The sequence below is a fragment of the Pedococcus sp. P3_C7 genome, from assembly GCF_056402615.1.
Window position 1 is genome coordinate 158,623 of sequence record NZ_JBFUHC010000004.1, and the last position, 24,274, is coordinate 182,896.

General features: G+C 71.5%; 25 protein-coding genes. 6 read left to right on the top strand and 19 right to left on the bottom strand.

What is annotated here, in order from left to right:
• Positions 1–75: 75 nt before the first annotated feature.
• A complete protein-coding gene (gene guaB, locus AC1DS4_RS06720) occupies positions 76–1,671 on the bottom strand; it encodes an IMP dehydrogenase (RefSeq protein WP_477633109.1) in 1,596 nt (531 codons plus the stop codon).
• Positions 1,672–1,939: 268 nt separating this feature from the next.
• Between guaB and AC1DS4_RS06725 the strand changes: the two genes are divergently transcribed.
• Positions 1,940–2,233: a WhiB family transcriptional regulator gene (locus AC1DS4_RS06725; protein WP_477614773.1), complete on the top strand. Its 294-nt coding sequence runs from the start codon at positions 1,940–1,942 to the stop codon at positions 2,231–2,233.
• 19 nt (positions 2,234–2,252) lie between these two features.
• Positions 2,253–2,477 carry an RNA-binding S4 domain-containing protein gene (locus AC1DS4_RS06730; RefSeq protein ID WP_477614772.1) on the top strand — a complete coding sequence of 75 codons (225 nt, stop codon included), beginning with the start codon at positions 2,253–2,255 and terminating at the stop codon, positions 2,475–2,477.
• Positions 2,478–2,486: 9 nt separating this feature from the next.
• On the opposite strand, the gene AC1DS4_RS06735 is transcribed toward AC1DS4_RS06730, so the two are convergent.
• The 6 genes from AC1DS4_RS06735 to groES all read right to left on the bottom strand — a co-directional run bounded on the left by AC1DS4_RS06735 (position 2,487) and on the right by groES (position 8,978).
• Positions 2,487–3,995 carry an RNA polymerase sigma factor gene (locus AC1DS4_RS06735; protein WP_477633108.1) on the bottom strand — a complete coding sequence of 503 codons (1,509 nt, stop codon included), beginning with the start codon at positions 3,993–3,995 and terminating at the stop codon, positions 2,487–2,489.
• 69 nt (positions 3,996–4,064) lie between these two features.
• Complete coding sequence (locus AC1DS4_RS06740; RefSeq protein ID WP_477633107.1) at positions 4,065–5,513, bottom strand: FtsX-like permease family protein; 1,449 nt, start codon at positions 5,511–5,513, stop codon at positions 4,065–4,067.
• The gene (locus AC1DS4_RS06745) at positions 5,510–6,250 is read right to left on the bottom strand and encodes an ABC transporter ATP-binding protein (RefSeq protein ID WP_477633106.1); all 741 of its coding nucleotides are present in this window, start codon (positions 6,248–6,250) and stop codon (positions 5,510–5,512) included. Before AC1DS4_RS06745 ends, AC1DS4_RS06740 begins: the two co-directional genes overlap by 4 nt.
• Positions 6,247–6,783, bottom strand: coding sequence for a PadR family transcriptional regulator (locus AC1DS4_RS06750; protein WP_477633105.1), 537 nt, complete (start codon positions 6,781–6,783; stop codon positions 6,247–6,249). Before AC1DS4_RS06750 ends, AC1DS4_RS06745 begins: the two co-directional genes overlap by 4 nt.
• Before the next feature lie 177 nt (positions 6,784–6,960).
• The gene (gene groL, locus AC1DS4_RS06755; RefSeq protein WP_477633104.1) at positions 6,961–8,580 is read right to left on the bottom strand and encodes a chaperonin GroEL; all 1,620 of its coding nucleotides are present in this window, start codon (positions 8,578–8,580) and stop codon (positions 6,961–6,963) included.
• A gap of 104 nt (positions 8,581–8,684) precedes the next feature.
• On the bottom strand, positions 8,685–8,978 hold the full coding sequence (gene groES / locus AC1DS4_RS06760) for a co-chaperone GroES (RefSeq protein WP_056882342.1): 294 nt from the start codon (positions 8,976–8,978) through the stop codon (positions 8,685–8,687).
• Between the two features lie 321 nt (positions 8,979–9,299).
• On the opposite strand from groES, the gene AC1DS4_RS06765 reads away from it, so the two are divergent.
• From AC1DS4_RS06765 to AC1DS4_RS06775, 3 genes are all read left to right on the top strand, one after another.
• Complete coding sequence (locus AC1DS4_RS06765; RefSeq protein WP_477633103.1) at positions 9,300–10,145, top strand: GNAT family N-acetyltransferase; 846 nt, start codon at positions 9,300–9,302, stop codon at positions 10,143–10,145.
• A gap of 37 nt (positions 10,146–10,182) precedes the next feature.
• Entirely contained in the window at positions 10,183–11,415 is a 1,233-nt protein-coding gene (locus AC1DS4_RS06770) for a class I SAM-dependent methyltransferase (RefSeq protein ID WP_477633102.1), read from the top strand.
• Between the two features lie 104 nt (positions 11,416–11,519).
• The gene (locus AC1DS4_RS06775) at positions 11,520–12,230 is read left to right on the top strand and encodes a VldE C-terminal domain-containing protein (RefSeq protein ID WP_477633101.1); all 711 of its coding nucleotides are present in this window, start codon (positions 11,520–11,522) and stop codon (positions 12,228–12,230) included.
• Between the two features lie 104 nt (positions 12,231–12,334).
• On the opposite strand, the gene AC1DS4_RS06780 is transcribed toward AC1DS4_RS06775, so the two are convergent.
• From AC1DS4_RS06780 to AC1DS4_RS06790, 3 genes are all read right to left on the bottom strand, one after another.
• Complete coding sequence (locus AC1DS4_RS06780; RefSeq protein WP_477633100.1) at positions 12,335–13,171, bottom strand: ribokinase; 837 nt, start codon at positions 13,169–13,171, stop codon at positions 12,335–12,337.
• Positions 13,171–14,154 (bottom strand): nucleoside hydrolase, encoded by a 984-nt coding sequence (locus AC1DS4_RS06785; RefSeq protein ID WP_477633099.1) that lies wholly within the window; start codon positions 14,152–14,154, stop codon positions 13,171–13,173. Before AC1DS4_RS06785 ends, AC1DS4_RS06780 begins: the two co-directional genes overlap by 1 nt.
• Positions 14,155–14,243: 89 nt before the next feature.
• On the bottom strand, positions 14,244–14,453 hold the full coding sequence (locus AC1DS4_RS06790) for a hypothetical protein (protein ID WP_477633098.1): 210 nt from the start codon (positions 14,451–14,453) through the stop codon (positions 14,244–14,246).
• Positions 14,454–14,490: 37 nt separating this feature from the next.
• Here AC1DS4_RS06790 and AC1DS4_RS06795 point away from each other — a divergent pair, with 37 nt between their 5' ends.
• Positions 14,491–15,501: a glycoside hydrolase family 3 N-terminal domain-containing protein gene (locus tag AC1DS4_RS06795; protein ID WP_477633097.1), complete on the top strand. Its 1,011-nt coding sequence runs from the start codon at positions 14,491–14,493 to the stop codon at positions 15,499–15,501.
• A gap of 44 nt (positions 15,502–15,545) precedes the next feature.
• Here AC1DS4_RS06795 and tsaD read toward each other — a convergent pair whose 3' ends face one another.
• The 9 genes from tsaD to glmS are packed head-to-tail and all read right to left on the bottom strand — an operon-like array spanning position 15,546 to position 24,249.
• A complete protein-coding gene (tsaD, locus tag AC1DS4_RS06800; protein WP_477614759.1) occupies positions 15,546–16,595 on the bottom strand; it encodes a tRNA (adenosine(37)-N6)-threonylcarbamoyltransferase complex transferase subunit TsaD in 1,050 nt (349 codons plus the stop codon).
• On the bottom strand, positions 16,592–17,056 hold the full coding sequence (gene rimI, locus AC1DS4_RS06805; RefSeq protein ID WP_477633096.1) for a ribosomal protein S18-alanine N-acetyltransferase: 465 nt from the start codon (positions 17,054–17,056) through the stop codon (positions 16,592–16,594). Before rimI ends, tsaD begins: the two co-directional genes overlap by 4 nt.
• Positions 17,053–17,727: a tRNA (adenosine(37)-N6)-threonylcarbamoyltransferase complex dimerization subunit type 1 TsaB gene (gene tsaB / locus AC1DS4_RS06810; protein WP_477633095.1), complete on the bottom strand. Its 675-nt coding sequence runs from the start codon at positions 17,725–17,727 to the stop codon at positions 17,053–17,055. Before tsaB ends, rimI begins: the two co-directional genes overlap by 4 nt.
• Positions 17,724–18,197 (bottom strand): tRNA (adenosine(37)-N6)-threonylcarbamoyltransferase complex ATPase subunit type 1 TsaE, encoded by a 474-nt coding sequence (tsaE, locus tag AC1DS4_RS06815; RefSeq protein WP_477633094.1) that lies wholly within the window; start codon positions 18,195–18,197, stop codon positions 17,724–17,726. The genes tsaB and tsaE overlap by 4 nt, the downstream gene beginning before the upstream one ends.
• Positions 18,190–19,362 carry an alpha/beta fold hydrolase gene (locus AC1DS4_RS06820; RefSeq protein WP_477614755.1) on the bottom strand — a complete coding sequence of 391 codons (1,173 nt, stop codon included), beginning with the start codon at positions 19,360–19,362 and terminating at the stop codon, positions 18,190–18,192. Before AC1DS4_RS06820 ends, tsaE begins: the two co-directional genes overlap by 8 nt.
• On the bottom strand, positions 19,359–20,537 hold the full coding sequence (gene alr / locus AC1DS4_RS06825; protein ID WP_477646010.1) for an alanine racemase: 1,179 nt from the start codon (positions 20,535–20,537) through the stop codon (positions 19,359–19,361). Before alr ends, AC1DS4_RS06820 begins: the two co-directional genes overlap by 4 nt.
• A gap of 29 nt (positions 20,538–20,566) precedes the next feature.
• Positions 20,567–22,024, bottom strand: a complete 1,458-nt coding sequence (locus AC1DS4_RS06830) for a bifunctional ADP-dependent NAD(P)H-hydrate dehydratase/NAD(P)H-hydrate epimerase (protein ID WP_477633093.1) — start codon at positions 22,022–22,024, stop codon at positions 20,567–20,569.
• Between the two features lie 3 nt (positions 22,025–22,027).
• A complete protein-coding gene (locus tag AC1DS4_RS06835; protein ID WP_477633092.1) occupies positions 22,028–22,378 on the bottom strand; it encodes a holo-ACP synthase in 351 nt (116 codons plus the stop codon).
• Positions 22,379–22,389: 11 nt separating this feature from the next.
• Positions 22,390–24,249, bottom strand: a complete 1,860-nt coding sequence (gene glmS, locus AC1DS4_RS06840; RefSeq protein WP_477614752.1) for a glutamine--fructose-6-phosphate transaminase (isomerizing) — start codon at positions 24,247–24,249, stop codon at positions 22,390–22,392.
• Between the last annotated feature and the right edge of the window lie 25 nt (positions 24,250–24,274).

Consider the following 24,274-nt stretch of genomic DNA (forward strand, 5'->3'; position numbering starts at 1 on the left):
ATCGACCAGAACGCGTAGGAGACGTGTGCCGGGTGGCCGCCACCCGGCATACCTGGGCTTGGCGACCGACCCGGGTCAGCGACCGCTGTAGTTGGGGGCTTCCACGGTCATCTGGATGTCGTGCGGGTGGCTCTCCTTGAGACCCGCCGAGGTGATGCGCACGAACTTGCCACGGGCCTGGAGCTCGGGGACGGTGTGCGCGCCGACGTAGAACATCGACTGGTGCAGACCACCGACCAGCTGGTGGACGACGCCGGAGACGGGGCCGCGATAGGCGACCTGGCCCTCGATGCCCTCGGGGACGATCTTGTCGTCGCTGGTGACGTCGGCCTGGAAGTAGCGGTCCTTGGAGTAGGACTTCTTGCCGCGGGAGGACATCGCGCCCAGCGAACCCATGCCGCGGTAGGACTTGAACTGCTTGCCGTTGACGAAGATCAGCTCACCGGGGCTCTCCTCGCACCCGGCCAGCAGCGAACCCAGCATGACCGTGTCGGCACCGGCGACGAGCGCCTTGGCGATGTCTCCGGAGTACTGCAGGCCACCGTCGCCGATGACCGGTACGCCGGCCCGGCGACAGGCCAGGGACGCGTCGTGGATGGCCGTGACCTGCGGGACGCCCACTCCAGCGACGACGCGCGTGGTGCAGATCGAGCCGGGTCCGACGCCTACCTTGACCGCGTCGACGCCGGCGTCCACCAGCGCCTGGGCGCCGGCGCGCGTGGCGACGTTGCCGCCGATGACCTGGACGTGCGCGGTGGCGGGGTCGGCCTTGAGTCGGCGGATCATGTCGAGCAGGAGGCGGGCGTGCCCGTGGGCGGTGTCGACGACGAGGACGTCGACCCCGGCCTCCATCAGGGTGGTCGCCCGCTCCCACGAGTCGCCGAAGTAGCCGACGGCAGCGCCGACCATGAGGCGTCCGTGGTCGTCCTTGCTGGCGTCGGGGAACTGCTCGGACTTCACGAAGTCCTTGACGGTGATCAGCCCCGCGAGCCGGCCCTGGTCGTCGACGAGGGGCAGCCGCTCGCGCTTGTGCTGGCGCAGCAGGGCCGTGGCGTCGGCGCGGGAGATGCCGACCGCGCCCGTCACCAGCGGCATCGGGGTCATGACGTCGCGGACGCGGGTGGTGGCCCATTCGGCGACGGGGGTGAACCGCAGGTCGCGGTTGGTGATCATCCCGAGCAGTGAGTTGTCGGGGGCGACGACCGGCAGGCCGGAGACGCGGTACTCGCCGCAGATCCGGTCGAGCTCCTCGAGGGTGGCGTCGGGGCCGATCGTGATGGGGTTGCTGATCATCCCCGTCTGGGTCCGCTTCACGAGGTCGACCTGGTAGGCCTGGTCCTCGATCGAGAGGTTGCGGTGCAGCACGCCCAGGCCACCCTGCCGGGCCATGGCGATGGCCATCCGCGACTCGGTCACGGTGTCCATCGCGCTGGAGATCAGCGGGGTGCGCAGCGAGATCTCGCGGGTGAGTCGTGCCGTGGTGTCGACCTCGGACGGGATCACGTCGGTCTCGCCGGGCAGGAGCAGGACGTCGTCGTAGGTCAGGCCCAGCTTGCTGAACGGGTCGTGCTCCTCGAGCTCGGGAGCGGGATCGACGGCGGGGTCCGGGGCTGGGGCGGGAGCGGACTCCTGCAGGCGCCGAATGTCATCGAGGTCCACACCAAGGCTCATTGCCCAATCGTAACGGGCGCCGACCCCACCCCCGGACGGACCTCCGGAAGCGGCCGATGGCGGGTCGACGACGGGCTGACGACGGGCCGGCGACGCCCTGCCGACCGGCTGCCGAGGCCCCGCCGCGGCACCGTCCAGCATTCGGGACAACCCCCGTCTGGGTGCGCGGCCTTGAACAAGTCCTTACGTTCCAACCCTGTTTCCGCAGGTCAGAGGGCGGTAGCGTCCGAGACGTGCGGCACCGTGCCGCAGGGAGAAGAGGGACGACATGGCTGAGTTGTCACGGCTTCCAGGACCGGTGGCTGACCTGTGGGAATGGCAGCTCGACGGTTCGTGTCGCCAGATCAACCCAGAGGTCTTCTTCCACCCCGAAGGTGAACGCGGACCGGCGCGCCGCTCCCGCGACACCCAGGCCAAGGAAGTCTGCCTGGCCTGCCCGGTCCTCAAGCAGTGCCGGGAGCACGCCCTGCGGGTCCGGGAGCCCTACGGCGTCTGGGGTGCGATGACCGAGGACGAGCGCGAGGCGTACTACGCCGGCCACGCCGTCCCCGCCGCCAGCTGAGCGACCTACACTCGGCTGCGTGAGCAGCCCCGTGGAAGTCCCCATCCGTGACGAGTCCATTCGGCTCGGGCAGCTGCTCAAGCTCGCCGGCGTCGTCGACGACGGCGCCATGGCGCGGTCGGTCATCGAGCTCGGTGAGGTCACCGTCGACGGCGAGGTGGAGGTTCGTCGCGGCGCCCAGGTGCGCCCCGGACAGACCGTCGGGTATGCCGGTCAGCAGCTGACCGTGGTCAGCGACGCCTGAGCAGGGAGCTCAGTCGGCGACGACGAGCAGGGCGCGCAGCATGTCGCGGGTCTGGGCGCTGACCGGCCAGGAGTCCTTCGCCTTCCAGTCGACGGTGAACCGGTCGGCGCAGACGCTGCTGAGCTCGACGACGCGGCCATCGTCGGTCATGACTCGCACCACGAACAGCGAGCTCCCAGTCGTGCAGGAGCTGCCCGGGACCGCGCTCGACCCGGCCTTGGCCAGGTCGGCGTTGAGCTGCGCGAGCTGTGGGCCGCCCATGACGTTGCCCCGGATCCCGCGGTACCGAGGGACCTTCGTGAGCATCGGTCGTGGGTGCAGGCAGGCAGTGGCCGCCTTCAGCACGGTCCCCCGCGGCAGGCTCGGTGGGGCGACGCCCGGCGCCGAGCGGGTCCTCCCCAAGATCGACGGGCACCCGAGGAAGACGGCGCCGGTGTCGCCGGGCCCCGGTCCTTCCTCGGCCGACTGCTCCGCCAGCGCGACGTAGTAGCTCGCCAGGGCCGGCCAGCCGTTGCAGGCGAGACCTTCGTTGGCGTAGGTCGTCATGATGCCGTCCTTGCCTTGCAACACCATCCGGAAGGCTGGCCCCTGAGGCAGGTCCGCGCACTCGGCTCCGCTGGTGCGCGGCTGCAGGGTCAGTGCGTCGACGGCGAGCGGGATGCTGACCGGGGCATCGGGCGGCAGTGAGCCTGCCCAGACGGACCCCTCGTCGGTCTGGGCGCAGACGAGCACGGCCGCGACGGTGATGCTGAGCGGCTGGCTGCGCACGACGGGCGGGGTCGGCGGACCGAAGGTCGTCCGGCAGCTCAGGGCCGCCGGTGGTGGCGTCGGCGGAGTCGGGAGCCCACCGTCGCCACCTCGCGAGACGACTCCCCCGACAAGGGCCACCACCGCCAGGCCGGCCACGGCGAACGCCCACCCGCGCGCACCACGCAGCCACCCGGCATACGACCTCGGCGGTTGGAGGAGCCCGTTGATCGACGGGTCCTGCGGCGGCAGGCCTGCCAGGAGGGCACGCAGACCCTCCTCGTCGAGGGCGAGGAGCGCGCCGACGGTCGCCAGGGCGTGCAGGCGGTGGCGGTGCACCGCGGCGACGCCGTCGTCGAGGGCATCGGCGATCTGGGCCTCGCTGAGGCCGTCGAAGGACCACAGCACGAGCGTCGCGCGTTCACGACGGGACAACCCGGCGAGGGCGGCGAGCACGGCCGCCTTCGTGGGTGGGGGCGAAGCTGCGTTTCGCGGCCCCGCGGAACCCTCGGGCTCGTCGTGACTGCGACGACGCAGCTGCGGCCGCAGGTAGCTCGCCATCAGTGACTTGCGCAGCTCGGCGTCGTAGGACCCTGCACCTACCTCGGACAGGTGGTGCCACTGCGGCCAGCTGCGCGCCAGCGTGGCGCGGACGAGGGACTCGGCGCCCCTCTCGTCGCCGACCAGCAGCCACGCGGTCCGCAGCAGGTCGGCGCCCCGGGCCACGACGTACTCGTCGAAGCTGGGGGGTTCGGCGAACCGATCCGCCATGGGCCACCTCGCTCTGCGCCACCCCTCTTCCCGCATCGTATGCCGCGGAGCCCAGGTCGCGGCGAGCCCTCAGGTGGTGGCGCGCAGCTCCCTGGCGTGCATCGACGAGCCAATCGTGGCGGCGCCCACCAGCGTGGCGACCAGCACGGCTCCCACCGCGCCACCGACGAACATGGCCAGGTCGGCCCACGCCACGGGGATCGGCACGAAGTGGGTGCCGAGGTCCCAGTTGCCCGAGTCGTCGTTCGCGACCTCGAGGCGCCCGCCGCCGGTGAAACCGCGCATCGCCACGGTCCCGACCGCCGCAGCCAGCACGACCATGGGCACCACGGGCAGCAGCGTCTCGATGAGGTGGGCGCGGACGAGCATCGACCGTGGCACACCGGCAACGGCCAGTGCCGCGAGCGCCCTGCGACGCAGCATCATCGACTCCAGCTGGATCACCAGCAGGCCGGCGGCCCCGAGCAGCAGCGCGACCCCGACAACGACGGAGATGACGTCGAACGTGCTGGCGAAGAAGGCTGTGTCCGGTCGCTGCAGGTTTGCCTCCATCGTGAAGGCGGCGGCACCCGCGCCGAAGAGCACCGCCAGGATCACACTGGCCGTCGCCCGGCTCGCAGACCACGGGTCGGCCACCATCCGCCGCGCCGCGATCAGTGCGGCGACGGAAGTCGGGCGCGCGGCCAGCACCCGGCCGAGCAGGTGTGACACGGACGCGCTGCCGAACAGCAGAGCGACCAGGATGACGACGACCAGGACCATCGGCGGCCACGTGGACAGCGACCGGTGCTCCAGCAGCTCCAGCCGCCCGAGGATGCTCGGCCAGGCTGCGAAGGCCGCAGAGGCAAGGACCAGCGCCACGACGGGGAGAGCTGCGGGTGGGCGACGTCGGACCTGGCGGACGACACCGAACGGCGTCAGCGCGACCCGACGTAGCGCCAGGCGGCTGAGCAGCACGGCCCCGACCGGCACGAGGAGCAGCGAGATCGCGGCGGCCCACCAGTGCGGCCAGACGTCCACCGGCAGGGCCGGACCGGGGGCCACGAGCACCTGCCGAGGAGAACCATCCGGGCCCCGGACCGATGCGGTGAACGGCTTCGGGGCACGGAGCACCCACCTGGCCACCAGGAAGGCCGAAGCAGCGAGGGCCGAGCCCCCTGCCGCAGCGATCCCCGTCTCCCACGAGACCACGCGACGGGCCTCGCTGGGCGTCATACCCGCCAGGCGGAACGCCGCGAGGCGCCGGTCCCGCCGGGGTGACCCGACGCGCACCCCGAGGCCGGTGAGCACGAACGCAGGCAGGCTGAGGAGGACGAGCGCGGCGACGACCCCTGCGTGGAGTCCGGAGTCGTTGAGCACCTCGACGCGGTAAGCCCGCCCTTCCGGGACCGACACCACAACTGCCGCAGTGAGCAGGATGAAGGCGGTGAAGGCGGCGCCGAGCGCCGTGATCGCGAGGCGCAGCCGGTCGACGCGCCCACCCGTCAGCGCGAACCTCAAGGCCTGGAGGAGGGTCATGAGCCGGCCCGCGGGCTCGAGGCCGAAGCCGACGCCGCGGAACCAAGCACCGCACCGTTGACGCCGAGGCCGCCGGAGAGCCGGCCGTCGCGCACCTCGATGTCACGGTCGCCGTAAGCCGCGACACGAGCCTCGTGCGAGACCAGCACGACGGTGGTGCCCGTCTCCCGCGCGGTCTCGGCAATGGCAGTCATGACCTGCTCGGCAGCCATCGAGTCGAGGGCCCCGGTCGGTTCGTCGGCGAAGAGGACCGCCGGCTCGGTGACCATGGCCCTGGCCACGGCCACCCGTTGGGCTTGCCCGCCCGACATCTGCCCGGGCCGGTGGTCGGCCTGGTCCCCGACGCCGAACCGGTGCAACCAGGACTGCGCCCGGTCGAACGCCTCGGCCCGCTTCATCCCGCCGAGCAGGAGCGGGAGTGCCACGTTCTCGACCGCAGGCAGCTCCTCGACCAGCTGCCCGAACTGGAACAGCACGCCGAACTGCTCACGTCGCAGGCGGGAGCGGGCAGCCTCGCTCTCGGCACTGATGACCCGCTCGCCGAACTCCACCGTGCCGGCATCGGGAGCCAGCACACCGGCCAGGCACAGGAGGAGCGACGACTTCCCCGATCCCGAAGGCCCGGTCACCGCCAGGATCTCCCCGTGCCGCACGTCCAGGTCGATCCCCCGCAGCGCCGGCGTCAGCCCGTAGGCCAGCGTCAGACCTCGCGCCTTGAGCACGGTCCCCTTGTTCATACCCCGATTTCCTCTCTCAGAGTGCCGACGCGCTGGAGTGCCGCGTCCATCCACTTCAGGTCTGCATCCAGGTGCGCGAGGGCGTAGTCGGCGGCCAGGACCTCGTGCAGCGACGAGTCCCGGGACGACTTGGCAGCCGTGAAGGCCCGCATCCGGGCCAGGTGTGCGGACCGCTGGGCCCGCAGGAACGCCGACGCCCCTGCCTCGTCGCCGAGCAGCAGCGCGATCGTCACCTTGAGCTCGAACGGGTTGGCGACGTGCTCGGACGGCTCATCGGTCGATGCGAGCCACGACCGCAGCTCCTCGGATCCCGCTTCGGTGATCTCGAAGACCATCCGATCGGGCCCGTCGACCCGCTGCACCCCGCGTGGCTCGACGAGCCCGCGGCGGTGCAGCCGGTCCAGCGTCGAGTAGACCACTCCGAAGGCGATGGGTTTGGCCTGCGGGAAGCGCTGGTCGTGCTCTCGCTTCAGGTCATACCCGTGCCGCTGCCCCCTGCGCAGCAGCCCGAGGATGACGTGACCTGTCGACATGACGCTCACTATTCACTACATGAATAGTGAGCGCAAGCACTTCGGCTGCATCCGCATGGTCAACGCGGGTCAGCGCACGACGAAGGCCCGCCCCCGCAGTGGGGACGGGCCTTCGTGAGGTATGCCGCGCAGCTCAGCGCCGCGCGTCGTCAGTCCTGAACGACCTGCTGCGCCCGGTCAGTGACCGTGGCCGTGACCGTGGCCGCCGGCGGCCTGGCCGTCCTCGTCTTCCTTCTTCTCCACGACGAGCGTGTCGGTGGTGAGCACCATCGACGCGATCGAGGCGGCATTGACCAGGGCGGAGCGGGTGACCTTGACCGGGTCGATGACGCCGGCCTTGATCAGGTCGCCGTACTCACCGGTCGCGGCGTTGAGGCCGTTGCCCGGGCTGAGCTCGCGCACCTTGGAGACGGCGACGTAGCCCTCCATGCCGGCGTTCTCGGCGATCCAGCGCAGCGGCTCGGCCGAGGCCTTCTTGACGATGAGCGCACCGGTCGCCTCGTCGCCCTCGAGGTCGAGGTCGTCGATGACGGTGGAGGCGTGGACGAGGGCGGAGCCGCCACCGGCGACGATGCCCTCCTCGATGGCCGCGCGGGTCGCCGAGATGGCGTCCTCGATGCGGTGCTTCTTCTCCTTGAGCTCCACCTCAGTGTGGGCACCCACCTTGATGACGCAGACCCCACCGGCGAGCTTGGCGAGGCGCTCCTGGAGCTTCTCGCGGTCCCAGTCGGAGTCGGTGCGCTCGATCTCGGCCTTGAGCTGGTTGACCCGGCCGGTGACGTCGTCGGGCTTGCCGGCGCCGTCGATGATCGTGGTGTTGTCCTTGGTGACGACGACGCGACGGGCCTGGCCCAGCACGTCCAGGTCAGCCTGGTCGAGCTTGAGGCCGACCTCCTCGGAGATGACCTGGCCACCGGTGAGGGTCGCCATGTCCTGCAGCATCGCCTTGCGACGGTCGCCGAAGCCGGGGGCCTTGACCGCGACCACGTTGAACGTGCCGCGGATCTTGTTGACGACGAGGGTCGACAGCGCTTCGCCGTCGATGTCCTCGGCGATGATCAGCAGCGGCTTGCCGGTCTTGATGACCTTCTCCAGCACCGGCAGGACGTCGGCGATGGCCGAGATCTTGCCCTGGTTGATGAGGATGTAGGCGTCCTCGACCACGGCCTCCATGCGCTCGGCGTCGGAGACGAAGTAGGGCGAGATGTAGCCCTTGTCGAACTGCATGCCTTCGGTGAACTCGAGCTCGGTGGTCGCCGTCGACGACTCCTCGACGGTGATGACACCGTCCTTGCCGACCTTGTCGAACGCCTCGGCGATGGTCGACCCGATCGTCTCGTCCTGGGCGGACAGCGCGGCGACCTGGGCGATCTCTTCCTTGCCCTCGATCTCGCGAGCCGTCTCGAGCAGCTTGGCGCTCACTGCCTGGACCGCTGCGTCGATGCCGCGCTTCAGGCTGGCCGGGGCGGCACCTGCGGCAACGTTGCGCAGGCCCTCCTTGACCATGGCCTGGGCGAGCACGGTGGCCGTCGTGGTGCCGTCACCAGCGATGTCGTTGGTCTTGGTGGCGACCTCCTTCGCGAGCTGGGCGCCGAGGTTCTCGTAGGGGTCCTCGAGCTCGATCTCGCGGGCGATGGTCACGCCGTCGTTGGTGATCGTGGGGGCGCCCCACTTCTTGTCGATGACGACGTTGCGGCCCTTCGGGCCGAGCGTCACCTTGACCGCGTTCGCGAGCGCGTCAACTCCGCGCTCAAGCGACTTGCGGGCGGAGTCGTTGAACTCCAGCGTCTTAGCCATGAAAGTCCTTCTCTAGCAATCGGGTTCAGGAGGGATTGAAGGCAACGTGCCCTGTATGCCGGCAGGCCGGCATACAGGGCACGTCACTCACGCGGTGCGGATGCTCAGCCGACGATGGCGAGGACGTCGCGGGCGGAGAGGATGAGGTACTCCTCGCCGCCGTGCTTGATCTCGGTGCCGCCGTACTTGCTGTAGATGACCCGGTCGCCGACGGTGACGTCGAGCGGGACGCGGTTGCCGTTGTCGTCGATCCGGCCGGGACCGATCGCGAGGACCTCGCCCTCCTGGGGCTTCTCCTTGGCGGTGTCCGGGATGACGAGGCCAGACGCGGTGGTCTGCTCGGCCTCGACGGACTTGACGACGATGCGGTCTTCGAGCGGCTTGATGGAAACCGACACGATGATGACCTCCCCTTCGGGAATGTCGAAGATGGACAGGTGGATGGTGCTGGTCGTGCTGTGGTGCTCTGCTTGCTCTGGCACAGAAGTTGCTCTGGCCCAGAAGTCACTGCCTGGCGGTCGCCGTCGCGGGGATCGACCGACTGGCTGCGTTAGCACTCGGCGAACCGGAGTGCCAACGCAAATCTAGGCTCGCGGTTAGCACTCGGTCAACTCGAGTGCCAGAGTTTGTCGGCGCGTTCGCCACGAGCGGACGACGGAGGACTGCGCGACCGACAAACCAGTTGCCCGGTCGGCCCCGCGGGCGGCAGTGTCGGCCACGTGACCGACACCCAGGAAACCTCTGCCGACAACGCCGACGAGACGTCCGCCGAGCTGCTGCGAGCGTACGACGAGCAGCTGCGCGAGGAGCGTGAGGTGCCCTCGTCACTGGCCACCGCCCGGCTCGGCCCCCTCGTGCTCGCGACGTTCATGGGTGGGCACGGCTTCATCACCTACCGCACCCTCGACACCGACGCCGGTCCGGCCACGAGGGAGTCGGTCGCACAGCTCGTGGATGGGGCGCTCGCGCACTACGAGGCGATGCCCGAGATCACGGCCGTCGAGTGGAAGTCCCGGGGCCACGACCACGCCCCCGGCCTGCACGAGGCCCTGGTCGCACGCGGTTTCACCCCCGACGAACCCGAGTCGATCATGATCGGCGAGGCCCGCCTGCTCGCCGTCGACGTCGCGCTGCCCGACGGCGTCGCCATCCGACGGGTAACCGACGAGGGCGACATCCGGGCGATGTGCTCCATGCAGGCGGAGGTGTTCGGCGACGACGCCAAGGAGGCCAAGGACCACGCGGACCAGGTCCTGCACCGGCTGCGGACCCGCGACGACATGGAGATGTGGGTGGCCGAGCACGACGGCCAGATCGTCAGCGCCGGACGGCTCGAGCCCGTCGCCGGCACCGAGTTCGCCGGCATCTGGGGCGGCGCCACCCGGCCCGAGTTCCGCGGACGGGGGATCTACCGAGCCCTGACCTCCGCCCGCGCACGCTCGGCCATCGGCCACGGCAAGCGCTACATCAACAGCGACTCGACCGAGTTCTCCCGGCCGATCCTCGAGCGCTCCGGCTTCCTCAAGGTCTCGACCACGACCCCCTACGAATGGCGACGCCCGTAGTCCACCCACCGCCCGGGCGTACGACAGAATGCCGGGCATGGATCTGGCCCTGCTGCGACGGCTGACCACCGGCGAGGGCTGGGGTCTGCTGCAGTCCCTCCCGCCGTACGACGAGTCGGCCGCCTTGGGACTGCAGCAGCGACTGCGCACGGCGGGGTTCGAGCCGGACCTCGTCGCAGCTGCCCTGAACCAGGCCCGGCTGCGAGCCAAGGCCCAGGACAAGTTCGGCGAGTTCGCCCGCGGGATGGTGCTCACCTCCGATGGGCTCGAGCAGGCGACCCGGCTGGCGGTGGCCGCTCAGCACGCCCAGCGCTTCCGGGCCGCCGGCATCCACACGGTGCACGACCTCGGGTGCGGCATCGGTTCGGACGCCATGGCGATGGCGGGCCTCGACCTGCGGGTCAGGGCCATCGACGCCGACGAGGTCACCGCGGGGATCGCCGCGGTGAACCTGCGGCACTGGCCGGACTCCACGGCATACCAAGGGGTGGCGGAGGAGTTCACCGCGCCGGCTGGTGAGGGGGCGCGCGGCGTGGGGGCGTGGCTCGACCCGGCGCGACGCACGCCCGGCGTCGCCGACGTGAGCGGCCGTACCCGCAGGATCTTCAACCTCGCCGAGATCTCGCCGAGCTGGACCACCGTCCAGGAGGTGGCCCGCGCACTGCCGGCCACCGGGGCCAAGCTGAGCCCCGGCTTCCCGCACGCGGCCCTGCCTCCGGGCGCGGAGGCGCAGTGGACGTCCTGGGAGGGCGACGTCGTCGAGTGTGCCGTGTGGTGGGGACCGCTGGTGCGGACTGGTGGGCGCACCGCCGCCCTGCTGCGCGAGGCCGGGCCAGCCGTGGTCGTGACCGAGGCAGAGGGGGACGGCACCGCTCCACCGCTACAGAACCTCGCCGACGTGGGTGGCTGGCTCTACGAACCTGACAAGGCAGTGCTGCGCGCCGGTCTGGTGGGTGCACTCACGGCCGCGACCGACGGGGCCGAGCTGGACGCCGGCGTCGGCTACGTCGGGTCGAGCCGGTCCGTCGACGTCCCCTTCGCCAAGCGGTATGCCGTGGTGGAGGCGATGCCGTTCAACGTCAAGGCGTTGCGCGGCTGGCTCCGCGACCACGGCATCGACCGGCTGACCATCAAGAAGCGCGGCGTCAGCGTCGACGCGGACCTGCTGCGACGACAGCTGCGACTGCCCGCGAAGGGGCACAACGAGGCGATCGTGATCCTCACCCGCGTGCGCAGCAACCAGGTCGCGATCATCGTCCGACCCGCCTGACCGGCGCGGCAACCGGAGGCAACTGCACGCACCCCTGGTCAAGCCGTGCCCGAAATGGCCCGGAGTTCGCCCTGCGCCGTTACCATCTCGTATCCTCGACCGCGATGCCTTCCCCTCACACCACCGGCTCCGGCCGCCATCGAGCAACCAGGACCCGCCGCGCCGCGGTGCTGTCCGGCCTCTGGCGACGCCCCAGCCACCGGTCTGCGCTCAAGGGTCTCGGTGTCGCCGCCTCGGCTCTCGGCGTGGCCACCGCCTTCGCGGCCCCGGCGTCGATCCCGACCCTCGAGCTCACGTCCGCACAGGTTCGGCCTCCGGTCGAGGCGCGGGCCGAGGCCGTGTCCGCACCGGCGCGGGTCACCCGCTACGGCGTCATCGGGTTCACCGCGCAGGCCGAGTCGGCCGCGCGGAGCAAGCCGCGGGCCTCAGCGAGCCCGACGGCCGATCGCACGACCACGGCGGTCTCGCGCAACACCTCACGCGCGGGCCTGTCCAACGTCGGTGGCATGACGCCGAACGCGATCGCCGTCATCAACGCCGTCAAGAAGCAGTTCCCCGGCTCCGGGCCGTTCGGCGGGTTCCGCGCGGGCGACCCGGGAGACCACGGCAGCGGTCACGCCGTCGACATCATGTGCAGCACGGCCGAGGGCAACGAGATCGCCAGCTTCCTGCAGGCCAATGCCGGGGCCCTCAACATCAAGTACCTCATCTGGCGTCAGCGCATCTGGAATCCGGGCGGCACCTGGGAGGCCATGGCGGACCGTGGCAGCCCCACGGCCAACCACTACGACCACGTGCACGTCTCGGTCTACTAGACCGCCGTCTCGACTCCTGGCCACCGGTGTGGCACGCGGGCGGGCTTGCCCGTGTCTCGTGAGCCACTGATGGCCCGAAGTCGCAGACGGACTGGCTGGTCTGGCTAGAGCTCGGGGTCGAGCTGGGCACCGCGGTGACGGACCGCATCCGCGCCGGCCTGGCTCGCTGCCCTCACGGCCGCCTCTCGTTTCGCTCCGCTCGCCAGTGCCGCCGCCAGCGCCCCACAGAACGCGTCGCCCGCGCCGGTCGTGTCGACCACCTCCGCCTCGTCCACGGGTATGCCGTCCGACCGCTCCCCGTCCCAGCTGCACCCGGCTGCACCGAAGGTCACCAGCACCGAGGTCGGGGCGGCATCGCTGTCGGCCAGCTGGAGCGCCTCGTGCTCGTTGACCACGAGCGGGTCGGCGAGGGCCACGACGTCGCGCGGCAGGGCGGCATACGGGGCTGCGTTGAGGACCACGCGGGCGCCGCGCCCGTGGGCGGCGCGCACGGCAGCTGCGACGGTCCGCAGCGGCACCTCGAGCTGGACCAGCAGGACGTCGCCGGTCTCGAGGTCGGACAAGTGGTCTGGCAGGTCGTCGACCGAGACGTGGGCGTTGGCGCCGGGGATGACCACGATGGAGTTCTCGCCGTCGTCGTCGACGGTGATCCACGCCTGGCCGGTGGGGGTGCCGTCGACGACGCGCACGGCCGAGACGTCGATCCCGCGGGAGCGAAGCCGCTGCAGGTAGGCCTGGCCTGCGTCGTCCGACCCGACGGCGCCGACCAGCCCCACTGTCGCACCGGCCGCGGCAGCCGCGACGGCCTGGTTGCCGCCCTTCCCGCCCGCGAACCGGTGCAGCGGGCCGTCGGCGAGGACGGTCTCCCCCGGCCCCGGGTGGCGCTCGACCGCGGCGACGAGGTCGACGTTGAGCGAGCCGAGGACGACCACCCGCCCCATCAGCGCCTCCCGCCGCTGACGGTGTCGAGCCACAGGGTGGCGTAGCGCTGGCCGTCGACCTCGAGGCAGACGTCGATGGTGGACCGGGCCTGGCCGTGGGGGTCGTGGGCGAGGCCACCTGACCACTCCCGCCTGTCGACGATCGTGCGTCCGCGGGACCAGGTGCCCGCGAGCTCGACGCGCACCGGGAGCCGCTCACGGCGCACTCCTCCCGGCTCCAGGACGGCGCAGACGGCACCGGCGTCGCCGATCGTCGCGTCCGGTGACTCGAACCGCTCACACTGGAACTCGATGAGGCGCCCGGCCAGCTCGGCCGCGTCGTGACCACCCGGTGCCGCCAGGGTGCGGGCCGTCTCGAGGCTGACCCTTGGCTCGTAGAAGACGTCCAGGCCGTACATCGTGAGCGGGATGTCGAGGTCGGCACAGGCGTCGAGCACGACTGCCGCGGCCTCCGGGTCGTGGAAGACGTTGAACTCGGCCGAGGCTGTCGCATTGCCGACCTGCGCTGCCCCGCCCATGAAGACGATCTCGCGAATCCCCTTGGCAACACTGGGATAGGTGCGCAGGAGCAGGGCCAGGTTGGTGAGCGGTGCAAGCGGGATCAGGGTGACCCGGCGGGCGTCGTCGGCGTGGGCGGCAGCCTCCAGGAGCACGTCGCGCAACAGCTCCACGGCGTGGCGGGAGTCGGGCCGGCGCTCGGACCTCGCCCAGTCGAGATCACCCATCCCGTCCCGGCCATGGACGTGCCTGGCGTCGACCGGTTCCTCCAGCAACGGGCGTTCGGCACCCCTGGCGACCGGGACGTCGGCGCGGTCCGCCGCGTCCAGCACGGTGAGGGTGTTGGCCACGACGGCGTCCACCGCCGCGTTGCCCCCCACGCACGTCACGGCACGCAGGTCGAGCGCTGGGTGCAGCGCCGCCAGCAACAGCGCACAGGCGTCGTCGACCCCGGTGTCGACGTCCAGGACGACGGGAATGGCCATGTGGCGATCCTGCCAGAGGCGGGGCGGCGGCAGCCCGGTCCGGGTTTCGTCGCGGCCGCGGGGCCGGGGTAGGTTCCGTGCGTGACTGCTCACCCGGCGCGCCACGCCCGCCTCCTCCTGGTCGGCCTGGCGGTCGCGGCGCTCACGGCGACCGCAGGGTGCGACGCGGGCGGAGGGTCGTCGGGCAGCGGGTCGTCGGGCAGCGGGTCTTCGGGTACCTCAGGGTCTTCGTCGGGGTCGGCCACCAGCCCGAGCAGCTCCAGCTCTGGGCCCTCGAGCACGTCCAGCACGACGACCACCCCAGCCCCCACCTGTGGCGAGCAGCTCGCTGCCGCGATGACCGCGCCGCAACGGGCCGGGCAGCTGCTGATGGTCGGGCTCCAGCCGACCGGCAGCTCACGTGCCCTCGCTGCCCAGATCAAGTCCCAGCGGCTGGGTGGGGTGATCTACCTCGGCGGGTGGTCCGGCGGGTCCGCCTCGATGGCGACCATCTCGAAGCGACTGAGGACCGCGGCCGCGGACGGGTTGCTGGTGGCCGCCGACCAGGAGGGCGGCCAGGTCCAGCAGCTGCGGGGCCCGGGGTTCACCCGGATGCCCTCGGCCCGCACCCAGGCCACGACCGGCGTCGCCCGCGAGGAGGCGAACGTCGAGCAGTGGTCCCGCGAGCTCGCGGCTGCCGGCGTCAACGTCAACCTGGCACCGGTGGCGGACACCGTGCCCACGTCGCTGGGCGCGGCCAACCAGCCGATCGGACGCTACCGCCGCGACTTCGCCCCCGGTTCGCCCTCGACCAACGCGAGGTATGCCGCGGCCTTCGTCCGCGGCACCCTCGCCGCCGGCATCGCCCCCACCCTCAAGCACTTCCCGGGGCTGGGTCGCGTCACCGGCAACACCGACGTGAGCAGCAGCGGCATCACCGACCGCACGACCGACGCCGGCGACCCCTACATGGCGCCGTTCGCCGCGGGAGTCGGTGCCGGCGCACCGATCGTCATGATCTCCTCGGCCCGCTATCCCAAGCTCGACCCGGACAACCAGGCGATGTTCTCCAAGGCCGTGGTCACCGGGCTGCTTCGCGACACGATGGGCTTCGACGGCGTCGTGATCACCGACGACGTGGGCGCCGCCAAGGCCGTGGCGTCGATTCCGGTCGGCCAGCGGGCGACCCGTTTCATCGCTGCTGGTGGCGACATCGTCCTCACCGCCAGGGCGTCGCAGGCGCCGGTCATGCTCAAGGCGATCGCCGCCAGGCGGGCCGCCAGCCCGGCCTTCGCGGCCCAGGTCGACGCGGCGGCGGCGAGGGTGCTCGACCTCAAGGCCGACCTCGGCCTCGTGAAGTGCTCCTGACCGACTGCTTACGGGCCCCAGGGGAGGACCTGCCGGGTCACCGGCTAGGACTGGACCAGCGTCACGGGCATCGAGGAGTCCGCGGGGAGCCCGAGGTCTGAGGGCGCTCGTCCCTTGAGCACCATCTGCGCCCCGAGCGATGCGACCATCGCACCGTTGTCGGTGCAGAGTCCGGGGCGCGGCACCCGCAGCGTGATGCCCGCAGCGTCGCAGCGCTCCTGGGCCATGGCGCGCAGCCGGCTGTTGGCCGCCACCCCACCACCGATCTGCAGGTTCGTGACGCCGTGCTCCTTGCAGGCCAGCACGGCCTTGCGGGTCAGCACGTCGGTGACCGCCTCCTGGAACGACGCGGCGACGTCGGCCACCGGCACGGGCTCCCCCGCCGCCTCGCGCGCCTGCACCCAGCGGGCCACGGCGGTCTTGAGCCCTGAGAAGGAGAAGTCGAACCGGTAGCGCTCCATGTCGCGCCCGGTCGTCAGCCCGCGGGGGAAGTCGATCGCGAACCGGTCACCCTCACGCGCCATGCGGTCGATGGGTGGCCCGCCCGGGAAGGGCAGCCCGAGGACCCGCGCCACCTTGTCGAACGCCTCCCCCGCCGCGTCGTCGATCGTCGACCCCAAAGACTGGATGTCGTGCGTGACATCGGGCACGAGCAGCAAGGACGAGTGCCCACCGGAGACGAGCAGGGCCAGGGTGGGTTCGGGCAGCGGGCCGTGCTCCACGATGTCGACGGCGACGTGCGACGCGAGGTGGTTGACGCCGTACAGCGGGACGCCGAGTGCGACCGCGAGCGACTTGGCGGCGGCCACACCCACCATCAACGCGCCGGCGAGTCCGGGACCTGAAGTCACCGCGATCGCGTCCAGGTCGGCGAGCTTGATGCCCGCCTCGCGAGTGGCTCGCTCGATGGTCGGCACCATCGCCTCGAGGTGGGCACGGCTGGCCACCTCGGGCACCACGCCGCCGAACCTCGCGTGCTCGTCGACACTGCTGGCGATCGCGTCGACCAGCAGGGTCTCGCCCCGCACGATGCCCACGCCCGTCTCGTCGCAGGACGTCTCGAGCCCGAGGACGAGCGGCTGGTCGGCGCTCACGGCGCCATCTCCCGGAGGGTCAGCCGCATCACGTGGGCGTCCACGTCGCCCGGCTGGTAGTAACGGTGGCGGATGGTCAGCAGCTCGAATCCCCTTGACTCATAGAGCTTTCGAGCCGGTTCGTTGTCGGCTCGCACCTCGAGCATGAGGTATGCCGCGTGGTCGGCCCTCGCGCGCGACACCAGCTCCTCGAGGAGCTGGCGGCCGAGGCCGCGACCCTGCGCGCGGGGCGCGACGGCCATGGTCATGACGTCCGCGACCTCGCCGCCGAGGTCGACGCCGGCATAGCCGACGATCATTCCGTCGGCGTCCTCCTCGACGACGTAGGAACGTCGGGGTCGGGCAGCGAGCTCGGCCCAGAGCGAGGCGGGCGTCCACGCATCCTCGGGGAACAGCTCCCCCTCGAGGGCGACGACGTCGTCGAGGTCGGTCCAGTGCAGGTCTCGCATGGTCGTCGTCACCGCTTGGCCCGCTCGGCGGTGGTGAGCGCGTCGGGGCGGCGCAGGTAGAGCGGCTCCACCGGCAGCTCGAGGCCGGCGGCAAGCCGTTGCAGCGCAATGCCGCCCAGCAGCCCTGCCGAGACGTCGAGGACCTCGACCGGTCGGGGGAAGAGCTCGGGATAGAGCACGGGGCCACGACCGGCCGTGGGCAGCATCCGGTCCTCCTCGGGCACGTCCGCGGGACGCGCGACGGCCGGGTCGGTGAGGCGCACGGCCCGGTCCTCCTCAGGCTGGTCCAGGTCGACCCGGTAGCGAGCCCAGTAGACCTCCTTGCGTCGCGCGTCAGTGGCCACGAGGAACTCGCCGCCGCCGACCTCCTGAACCGCCTGCTGCGCCAGGGCGTCGAGGCTGCACACTCCGTGCACCGGGATCCCTCGGGCGTGCCCGAAGACCAGCCCGCTCACGATGCCGACCCGCAGCCCGGTGAAGGGCCCGGGACCGTTGCCCACGACGACCTCCGTCACGTCTGATGGGGCAACCCCGGCACTGGCCATGAGGTCGCGCATGAGGGGCGCGACGCTCTCGGTGTGACCGCGCGGGTCGTCGGACCCGCCGAAGGCCCACCGCGAACCAACAGACACCGCCACGCTCACTGACGTGGACGTGTCGATCGACAGCACGACGCGGCTCATCCAGCCGCCCCCAGGGGCGTGAGGTCGGCATCGACCCATCGGGCGCCGTGGGTCTGGACTCGCGCCCGGCGGGTGTCCTCCCCGGACAGCGTGACCTCCAAGCGGTCGTCGGCGAGGTCCTCCGCGAGGCCGTGGCCCCACTCGACCACGGTCACCGACTCCTCCAGCGACGCGTCGAGGTCGAGGTCGTCGAGCTCGGCGAAGCCACCGAGTCGGTAGGCGTCGACGTGCACCAGTGCCGGCCCGCCCACCAGGGACGGGTGCACCCGCGCGATCACGAAGGTGGGTGAGGTGATCGGGCCACGCACGTCGATGCCCTCGGCGATGCCCTGCGTGAGCGTGGTCTTGCCGGCACCGAGCCCACCGGTGAGCACCACGAGGTCGCCGGCGGTCAGCAGGCGACCGAGGCGCACCCCCCACGACCGGGTGTCCTCCGCGGTGGGCAGGTCTGGGCTGGTCAGCTCAGGCACGGCCTTCTCCGCGTCGCGCCCTGGCGACCTTGCGACGCTTGGCGAGGTCGGTGACCGTGCGCCGGACCCGCGGCTTGCGTGCGACCCTCACACCCTCGGCGGCCGCCCGCATGCCTCGGTCGATGAGCGACTCGAACTGCTCGTTGAGCACCTCGGGGTGCTCGAGCATGATGATGTGCCCGGCCTCCTCGATCACCACGTGCTCAGCGCCGGGGATGAGACGGACGATCTCCTCGCTGTGGTCAGGAGGGGTGAGGACGTCGTGAACTCCGTTGAGCACCAACACCTCCACGCCGTGGAAGTGCACGAGGGCATCGCGCTTGTCGTGCTGGTCGAAGGTCGGCAGGAAGTCCGCCATCACGTCGAGCGGGGTGCCGAAGATCATGTCTGCGGTCAGCCGGACCGCGATGGGCGGCACCGGCGAGGCGAAGCTCCACCGCTCGACCAGGAACTCCTCGATGTCACGGCCTGCGCGCAGGGCCGTGCGGACCAGGCCGGGCCGGGACGAGAGGCGGTCAAGGACCCCCGGGCCGAAGCGGCCCACGAGCTTGCCGAAGTACTGGCCGAAGCCGAGCGACACCAGCTGGGCGCCACCCGCGCTGGTCGCGACGAACGCCGTCGCGACCACACGGTCGCGGATCAGGTCCGGGTCCTGGTCGGCGAGGGCCATCGTCGTCATGCCACCCATCGAGTGACCGATGAGGACGAGCTGCCCCTCGGGTGCGGCCTCCTCGATGACGCGGTGCAGGTCGCGGCCGAGCTGGTCGATGTCACAGGAGGCCTCGCTGCCCCGCCCCGAGCGCCCGTGCCCCCGCTGGTCCCACGCGACCACGCGGTGGCCGTCCCTGACCAGCGCCTTGCGCTGGAGGACCCAGCTCTCGAGGCTGAGGCAGAAGCCGTGGGAGAAGACCACCGTCGGCTTCTCGGGAGACGCGGTGTCGGCCGCCGGTTCGTCGATCTCGACGTGCAGGGGCACGCCGTCGTCCGCGACGACGACGAGCTCCTTGTCAGGTGTGTGGGCGTAGGCACCGACGGGGGCAAGGACCGACAGGCGCGCGTGGCGTTCCTTGCTGACCCGGCCCGCCGCGATGCCGGCGGCCGTGGCGACGCCGGCGGCGGCCAGACCGATGCCCAAGCCGGCCAGGCTGCGGTTCGTGGGGCTCACAGGTCGCCCCCGAGGTAGACCCGAGGCACCCTGGCGCCGACTCGCGTCACGATCTCGTAGTTGATGGTGTCGATCGCAGCTGCCCAGTCCTGCGCGGTGGGCTCCCCGGCCACTCCGACGCCGAAGAGGACGGCCTCGTCCCCAGCCTGCGCAGTGCTGTCGGGACCCAGGTCGAGGACGAACTGGTCCATGCAGACCCGTCCCGCCACGGCATACCGGCGTCCGCCGACCTGCACCGGTCCGACGCTGGTGGCGTGCCGCGGCMCGCCGTCGCTGTAGCCCATCGGCACCAGCCCGAGCCTGGTCTCCTGGGTCGTGGTGTAGACGTGACCGTAGGACACCCCCTGCCCCGCAGGGGAGTCCTTCACGCTGGACAGCCGGGCGACGAGCCGCATGGCCTCACGCAGGCCGAAGTCCTCGGGCGCCCCCAGCTCGGGGACCGGAGAGAGGCCGTAGACGGAGACTCCCGGACGCACGAGGTCATAGTGGGCAGACGGGTTGGTGAGGGTGGCCGCCGAGTTGGCCAGGTGCCTCACCTCGGGCGTCAGGCCGGCGCGCTCAGCTTGGTCGACGATCCCCTCGAACCGCTCCTGCTGGGCCTTGACCGTCGGGTGCTGCGGGGCGTCGGCGTAGGCGAAGTGGCTGAACAGCCCCACGAGCTCGACTGCCCGCTCGGCCTGGGCCGAGGCCAGGGTGGTCAGCAGCTCGTCCAGGTCGGAGTCCCAGGCGCCGTTGCGGCCTAGCCCGGTGTCGACCTTGAGGTGGACCCGCGCCGTTCGTCCCGTGGTGGTGGCGGCGGCCAGCACCTGGTCGAGGGCCCACGTCGTGGAGACGCCGAGGTCGATGCCGAGCTCGACGGCTTCGACGAAGTCCTGGCCGGGCACGTGCAGCCACGACAGCAGCGGCGCCTCGATCCCGGCGCGGCGCAGCTCGACGGCCTCGGGCAGCTGGGCCACGCCGAGCCACGCGGCTCCCCCGCGCAGGGCGGCGCGGGCACTGGGCACCAGGCCGTGGCCGTAGGCGTCGGCCTTGACGACCGCCATCACCTCGGCGCCGCCGGCCAGGCGCTTGAGGGCCGCGACGTTGGCGCTGATCGCGGACAGGTCCACCTGGGCGCACGCGGGCAGCCCCGGCGGGGCCGGGGCTGGGGGGGTGCTGATCGTGGTGTTGCTCATCGCCGCCCAGTCTTTCACGAGGGCGGGAGTCAGCGCGTGAGCAGGTGCGCGACCGTCGCGGGTATGCCGTGGGCGACGGCGAGTGCGCGCACCGGACCTCCGGGGTTGGCCCCGTCCGCGGCGACGCCGTGCACCAGAGCCCCCAGGCTGCCGGCGTCCAGCGGCGAGAGCCCCGCAGCGAGGAGGGCCCCACAGACTCCGGCGAGCACGTCACCGGCTCCAGCCGTGGCGAGCCAGGGGGGTGCGTCGTTCTGGGAGCGGACCGGGAGACCTGAGCCCGTGGGTGGCACGACGAGGGTGGTGGCGCCCTTGAGCAGGACGGTGGCGCCGGTGAGGTCGGCCGCGCGGCGAGCATGGCCGACCGGGTCCGCCTGGACCGCCTCACGGGTGGTCTCGGAGCCCTCGAGTCGGGTGAGCAGCCGGGACAGCTCGCCCGCGTGAGGGGTCAGCAGGATGGGTCCTCCGCGCGTCCCGTCGACCAGGTCCAGACCGCCAGCGTCGACGAGGACCGGCAGGTCGGAATCCAGGGCGGCGCGGGCGACATCGAGCTGGGCCTTGCTGCCCCGCGCCCGCGAGGCGGTGTCGATCCCGGGGCCAACCACCCAGGCCTGAACGCGCCCCTCGCCGTGGACGGCCTCGGGGATGGCCGCCCGGACCAGGCCGGTCGGGGTCGGCGTGCCGACGTAGCGCAGCATGCCCAGGCCGGCACCGACCGCAGCCGTGCAGCACAGGATGGCCGCCCCCGTGTAGTCCTCACCGCCGGCGACCACTCCGAGGACACCGCGGGAGTACTTGTCGTCGGTGGCCGTGGGGACCGGCCAGAGGCGCGCCACGTCGGAGAAGTCGAGGCGTTCGACGTCGGGTGGACCGTCCAGCACGAGCCCGATGTCGATGACCGTCAGCCGCCCGACGGCAGCCTCGGTCGCAGGGAGCAGGTGCACCGGCTTGGCCACGCCGAAGGTCACCGTCTCGTCGGCGAAAACCCCTGTGTCCGAAGCACTCTCACCCGCCGGGTCCTGACCCGACGGCAGGTCGACGCTGACGACGTAGGCCGACTCGGGGATGGCGTCGACCCACGCGACGGCAGCCTCCGGCAGCCCCGGTCTGCCTCCGATCCCCAGCAGCCCGTCGACGAGGAGGTCGGCGGCGGCGAGCGGGCCCGCCCAGTCGCCCTCCACGGCCACGACCCTCACGCCGGCCGCCTGCCACGAGGTCGCGTCGCCGATGCCCAGAGGCCAGTTCCCTTGCAGCGCAACGCAGTCGTAGCCGTCCTCCGCGAGGTGGGCCGCGGCATACAACGCATCTGCGCCGTTGTTGCCCGGCCCGGCGAGGACCACGACGCGGGTGCCCCCGGAGGCTTCGAGTCGGGCACGGCACACCTCGGCGAGCCCTGCGGCTGCGCGTGCCATGAGCTCGCCCTCGGCGAGCTCGCCCATCAGGGCTTCCTCGGCGGCGCGGACGCGCTGCGCCGACCAGGCCCTCAGCACTGCTCAGCCCTCCGCGATGACGACGGCCGAGGCGATCCCCGCGTCGTGCGACAGCGAGATGTGCATCGCGTGCACGCCGAGGGCCTCGGCGCGAGCCTCGACGGTCCCGGTGATCTGCAGGTGTGGGCGGCCGTCGTCGCCGCGTCGCACCGTGGCGTCATGCCACTGGAGGCCGACGGGTGCGCCGAGCGCCTTGGCCAGCGCCTCCTTGGCGGCGAACCGCGCGGCGAGCGAGTTGAGCGGCAGGGAGCGCTCCTCGTCGGTGAACAGGCGGTCGAGCAGGCCGGGCGTGCGTTCGAGCGTCTGCCCGAAGCGCTCCACGTCGACGACGTCGATCCCGACCCCGACGATCACCTAGTGGCCGATCACTCGACGGTGACGCTCTTGGCGAGGTTGCGGGGCTGGTCGACGTCCAGGCCCTTGGCCGAGGACAGGTGCAGCGCGAAGACCTGCAGGGGCACGACGGTCAGCAGCGGCGCCAGCAGCGGCGACGTCGCGGGCACCCGGATCACCTCGTCGGCGAAGGGCACCACGTCCTCGTCACCGTCCTCGGCGACCACGATGGTGCGGGCGCCACGGGCGCGGATCTCCTGGATGTTGGAGACGACCTTCTTGTGCAGCTCGTGCGGGGTGCCCGGGCCGGGGACCACGATGAAGACCGGCTGCCCAGCCTCGATGAGGGCGATCGGGCCGTGCTTGAGCTCACCCGCCGCGAACCCCTCGGCGTGGATGTAGGCGAGCTCCTTTAGCTTGAGCGCTCCCTCGAGGGCAACGGGGAAGCCGACGTTCCGGCCGAGGAAGAGCACCGACCGCGTGTCGGCCATGAACCGGGCGATCTCCTTGACCCGGTCCATCCGACCGAGCAGGTCCTCGAGCTTGGCCGGGATCTCGTGGAGCTCCTTCATGACCGACTGCGCGTCGTCGGCGAAGGTGCCGCCCCGCAGCTGTGCGAGGTAGAGCCCGAGGATGTAGCAGGCGGTGATCTGCGCGAGGAAGGCCTTGGTCGAGGCGACCGCGATCTCGGGACCGGCGTGCGTGTAGAGCACGGCGTCGGACTCGCGCGGGATGGTCGAGCCGTGCGTGTTGCAGATGGACAGGGTGAGCGCGCCCAGCTCGCGGGCGTGCTTGACGGCCATCAGGGTGTCCATCGTCTCGCCGGACTGGCTGATCGACACGACCAGCGTGCGTTCCGTGGCGATGGGGTCGCTGTAGCGGAACTCGTGGGCGAGGGAGACCTCGACGGGGATCCGGGTCCAGTGCTCGATGGCGTACTTGGCGACCATCCCGGCGTAGGCCGCGGTGCCGCAGGCCACGATCGTGATGCGGTCGACGCCCCGCAGCTGGTCCTCGGTGATCGACATGTCGTCGAGCACCAGTCGCCCGTCGATGTCGGTGCGGCCCAGCAGGGTGTCGCCGACGGCGTGCGGCTGGTCGTAGATCTCCTTCTCCATGAACGTCGCGTAGCCACCCTTCTCGGCGGCGGCGGCGTCCCAGGTGACCTCGTAGTGCTTGCCCTCGGCGGGCGTGCCGTCGAAGTCGATCACCGAGTAGGAGTCGGGCGTGATCGTGACGATCTGGTCCTGGCCGAGCTCGAGGGCGTTGCGGGTGTGCCCGATGAAGGCCGCCACATCCGAGCCAAGGAAGTTCTCGCCCTCGCCCAGCCCCACGACGAGGGGGCTGTTCCGTCGGGCTCCGACGACGACGCCGGGGCTGTCGGCGTGCACCGCCAGCAGGGTGAAGGCGCCCTCCAGGCGGTTCACGACGTTCCGCATGGCCTCGGTGAGGTCCCCCGTGGTGGCGTACTCGCGGGCCACCAGGTGGGCTGCGACCTCGGTGTCGGTCTCGCTCTCGAAGGTCGCGCCGTCGGCGAGGAGGGCGTTCTTGAGCTGGTGGAAGTTCTCGATGATGCCGTTGTGGATGAGGGCGAGCTTGCCGTCCTCACCGGCGCGGTGCGGGTGGGCGTTCCGGTCGGTCGGCCCGCCGTGCGTCGCCCAGCGGGTGTGACCGATGCCCGTCGTCGCGCCCGGGAGGTGGTCCGCGTCCAGCGCCTCCTGGAGGTTGACCAGCTTGCCGGCGCGCTTCTCGCTCGAGACCCCGTCGGTCGTGACCAGGGCGACGCCCGCCGAGTCGTAGCCCCGGTACTCGAGGCGGGCCAGCCCCTCCATCACGACGTCCAGCGCTTTGCCGTCCGCGTTCGGGCCGACGTATCCGACGATTCCGCACATGGGAGGCAGCCTAACCGTCGACCGC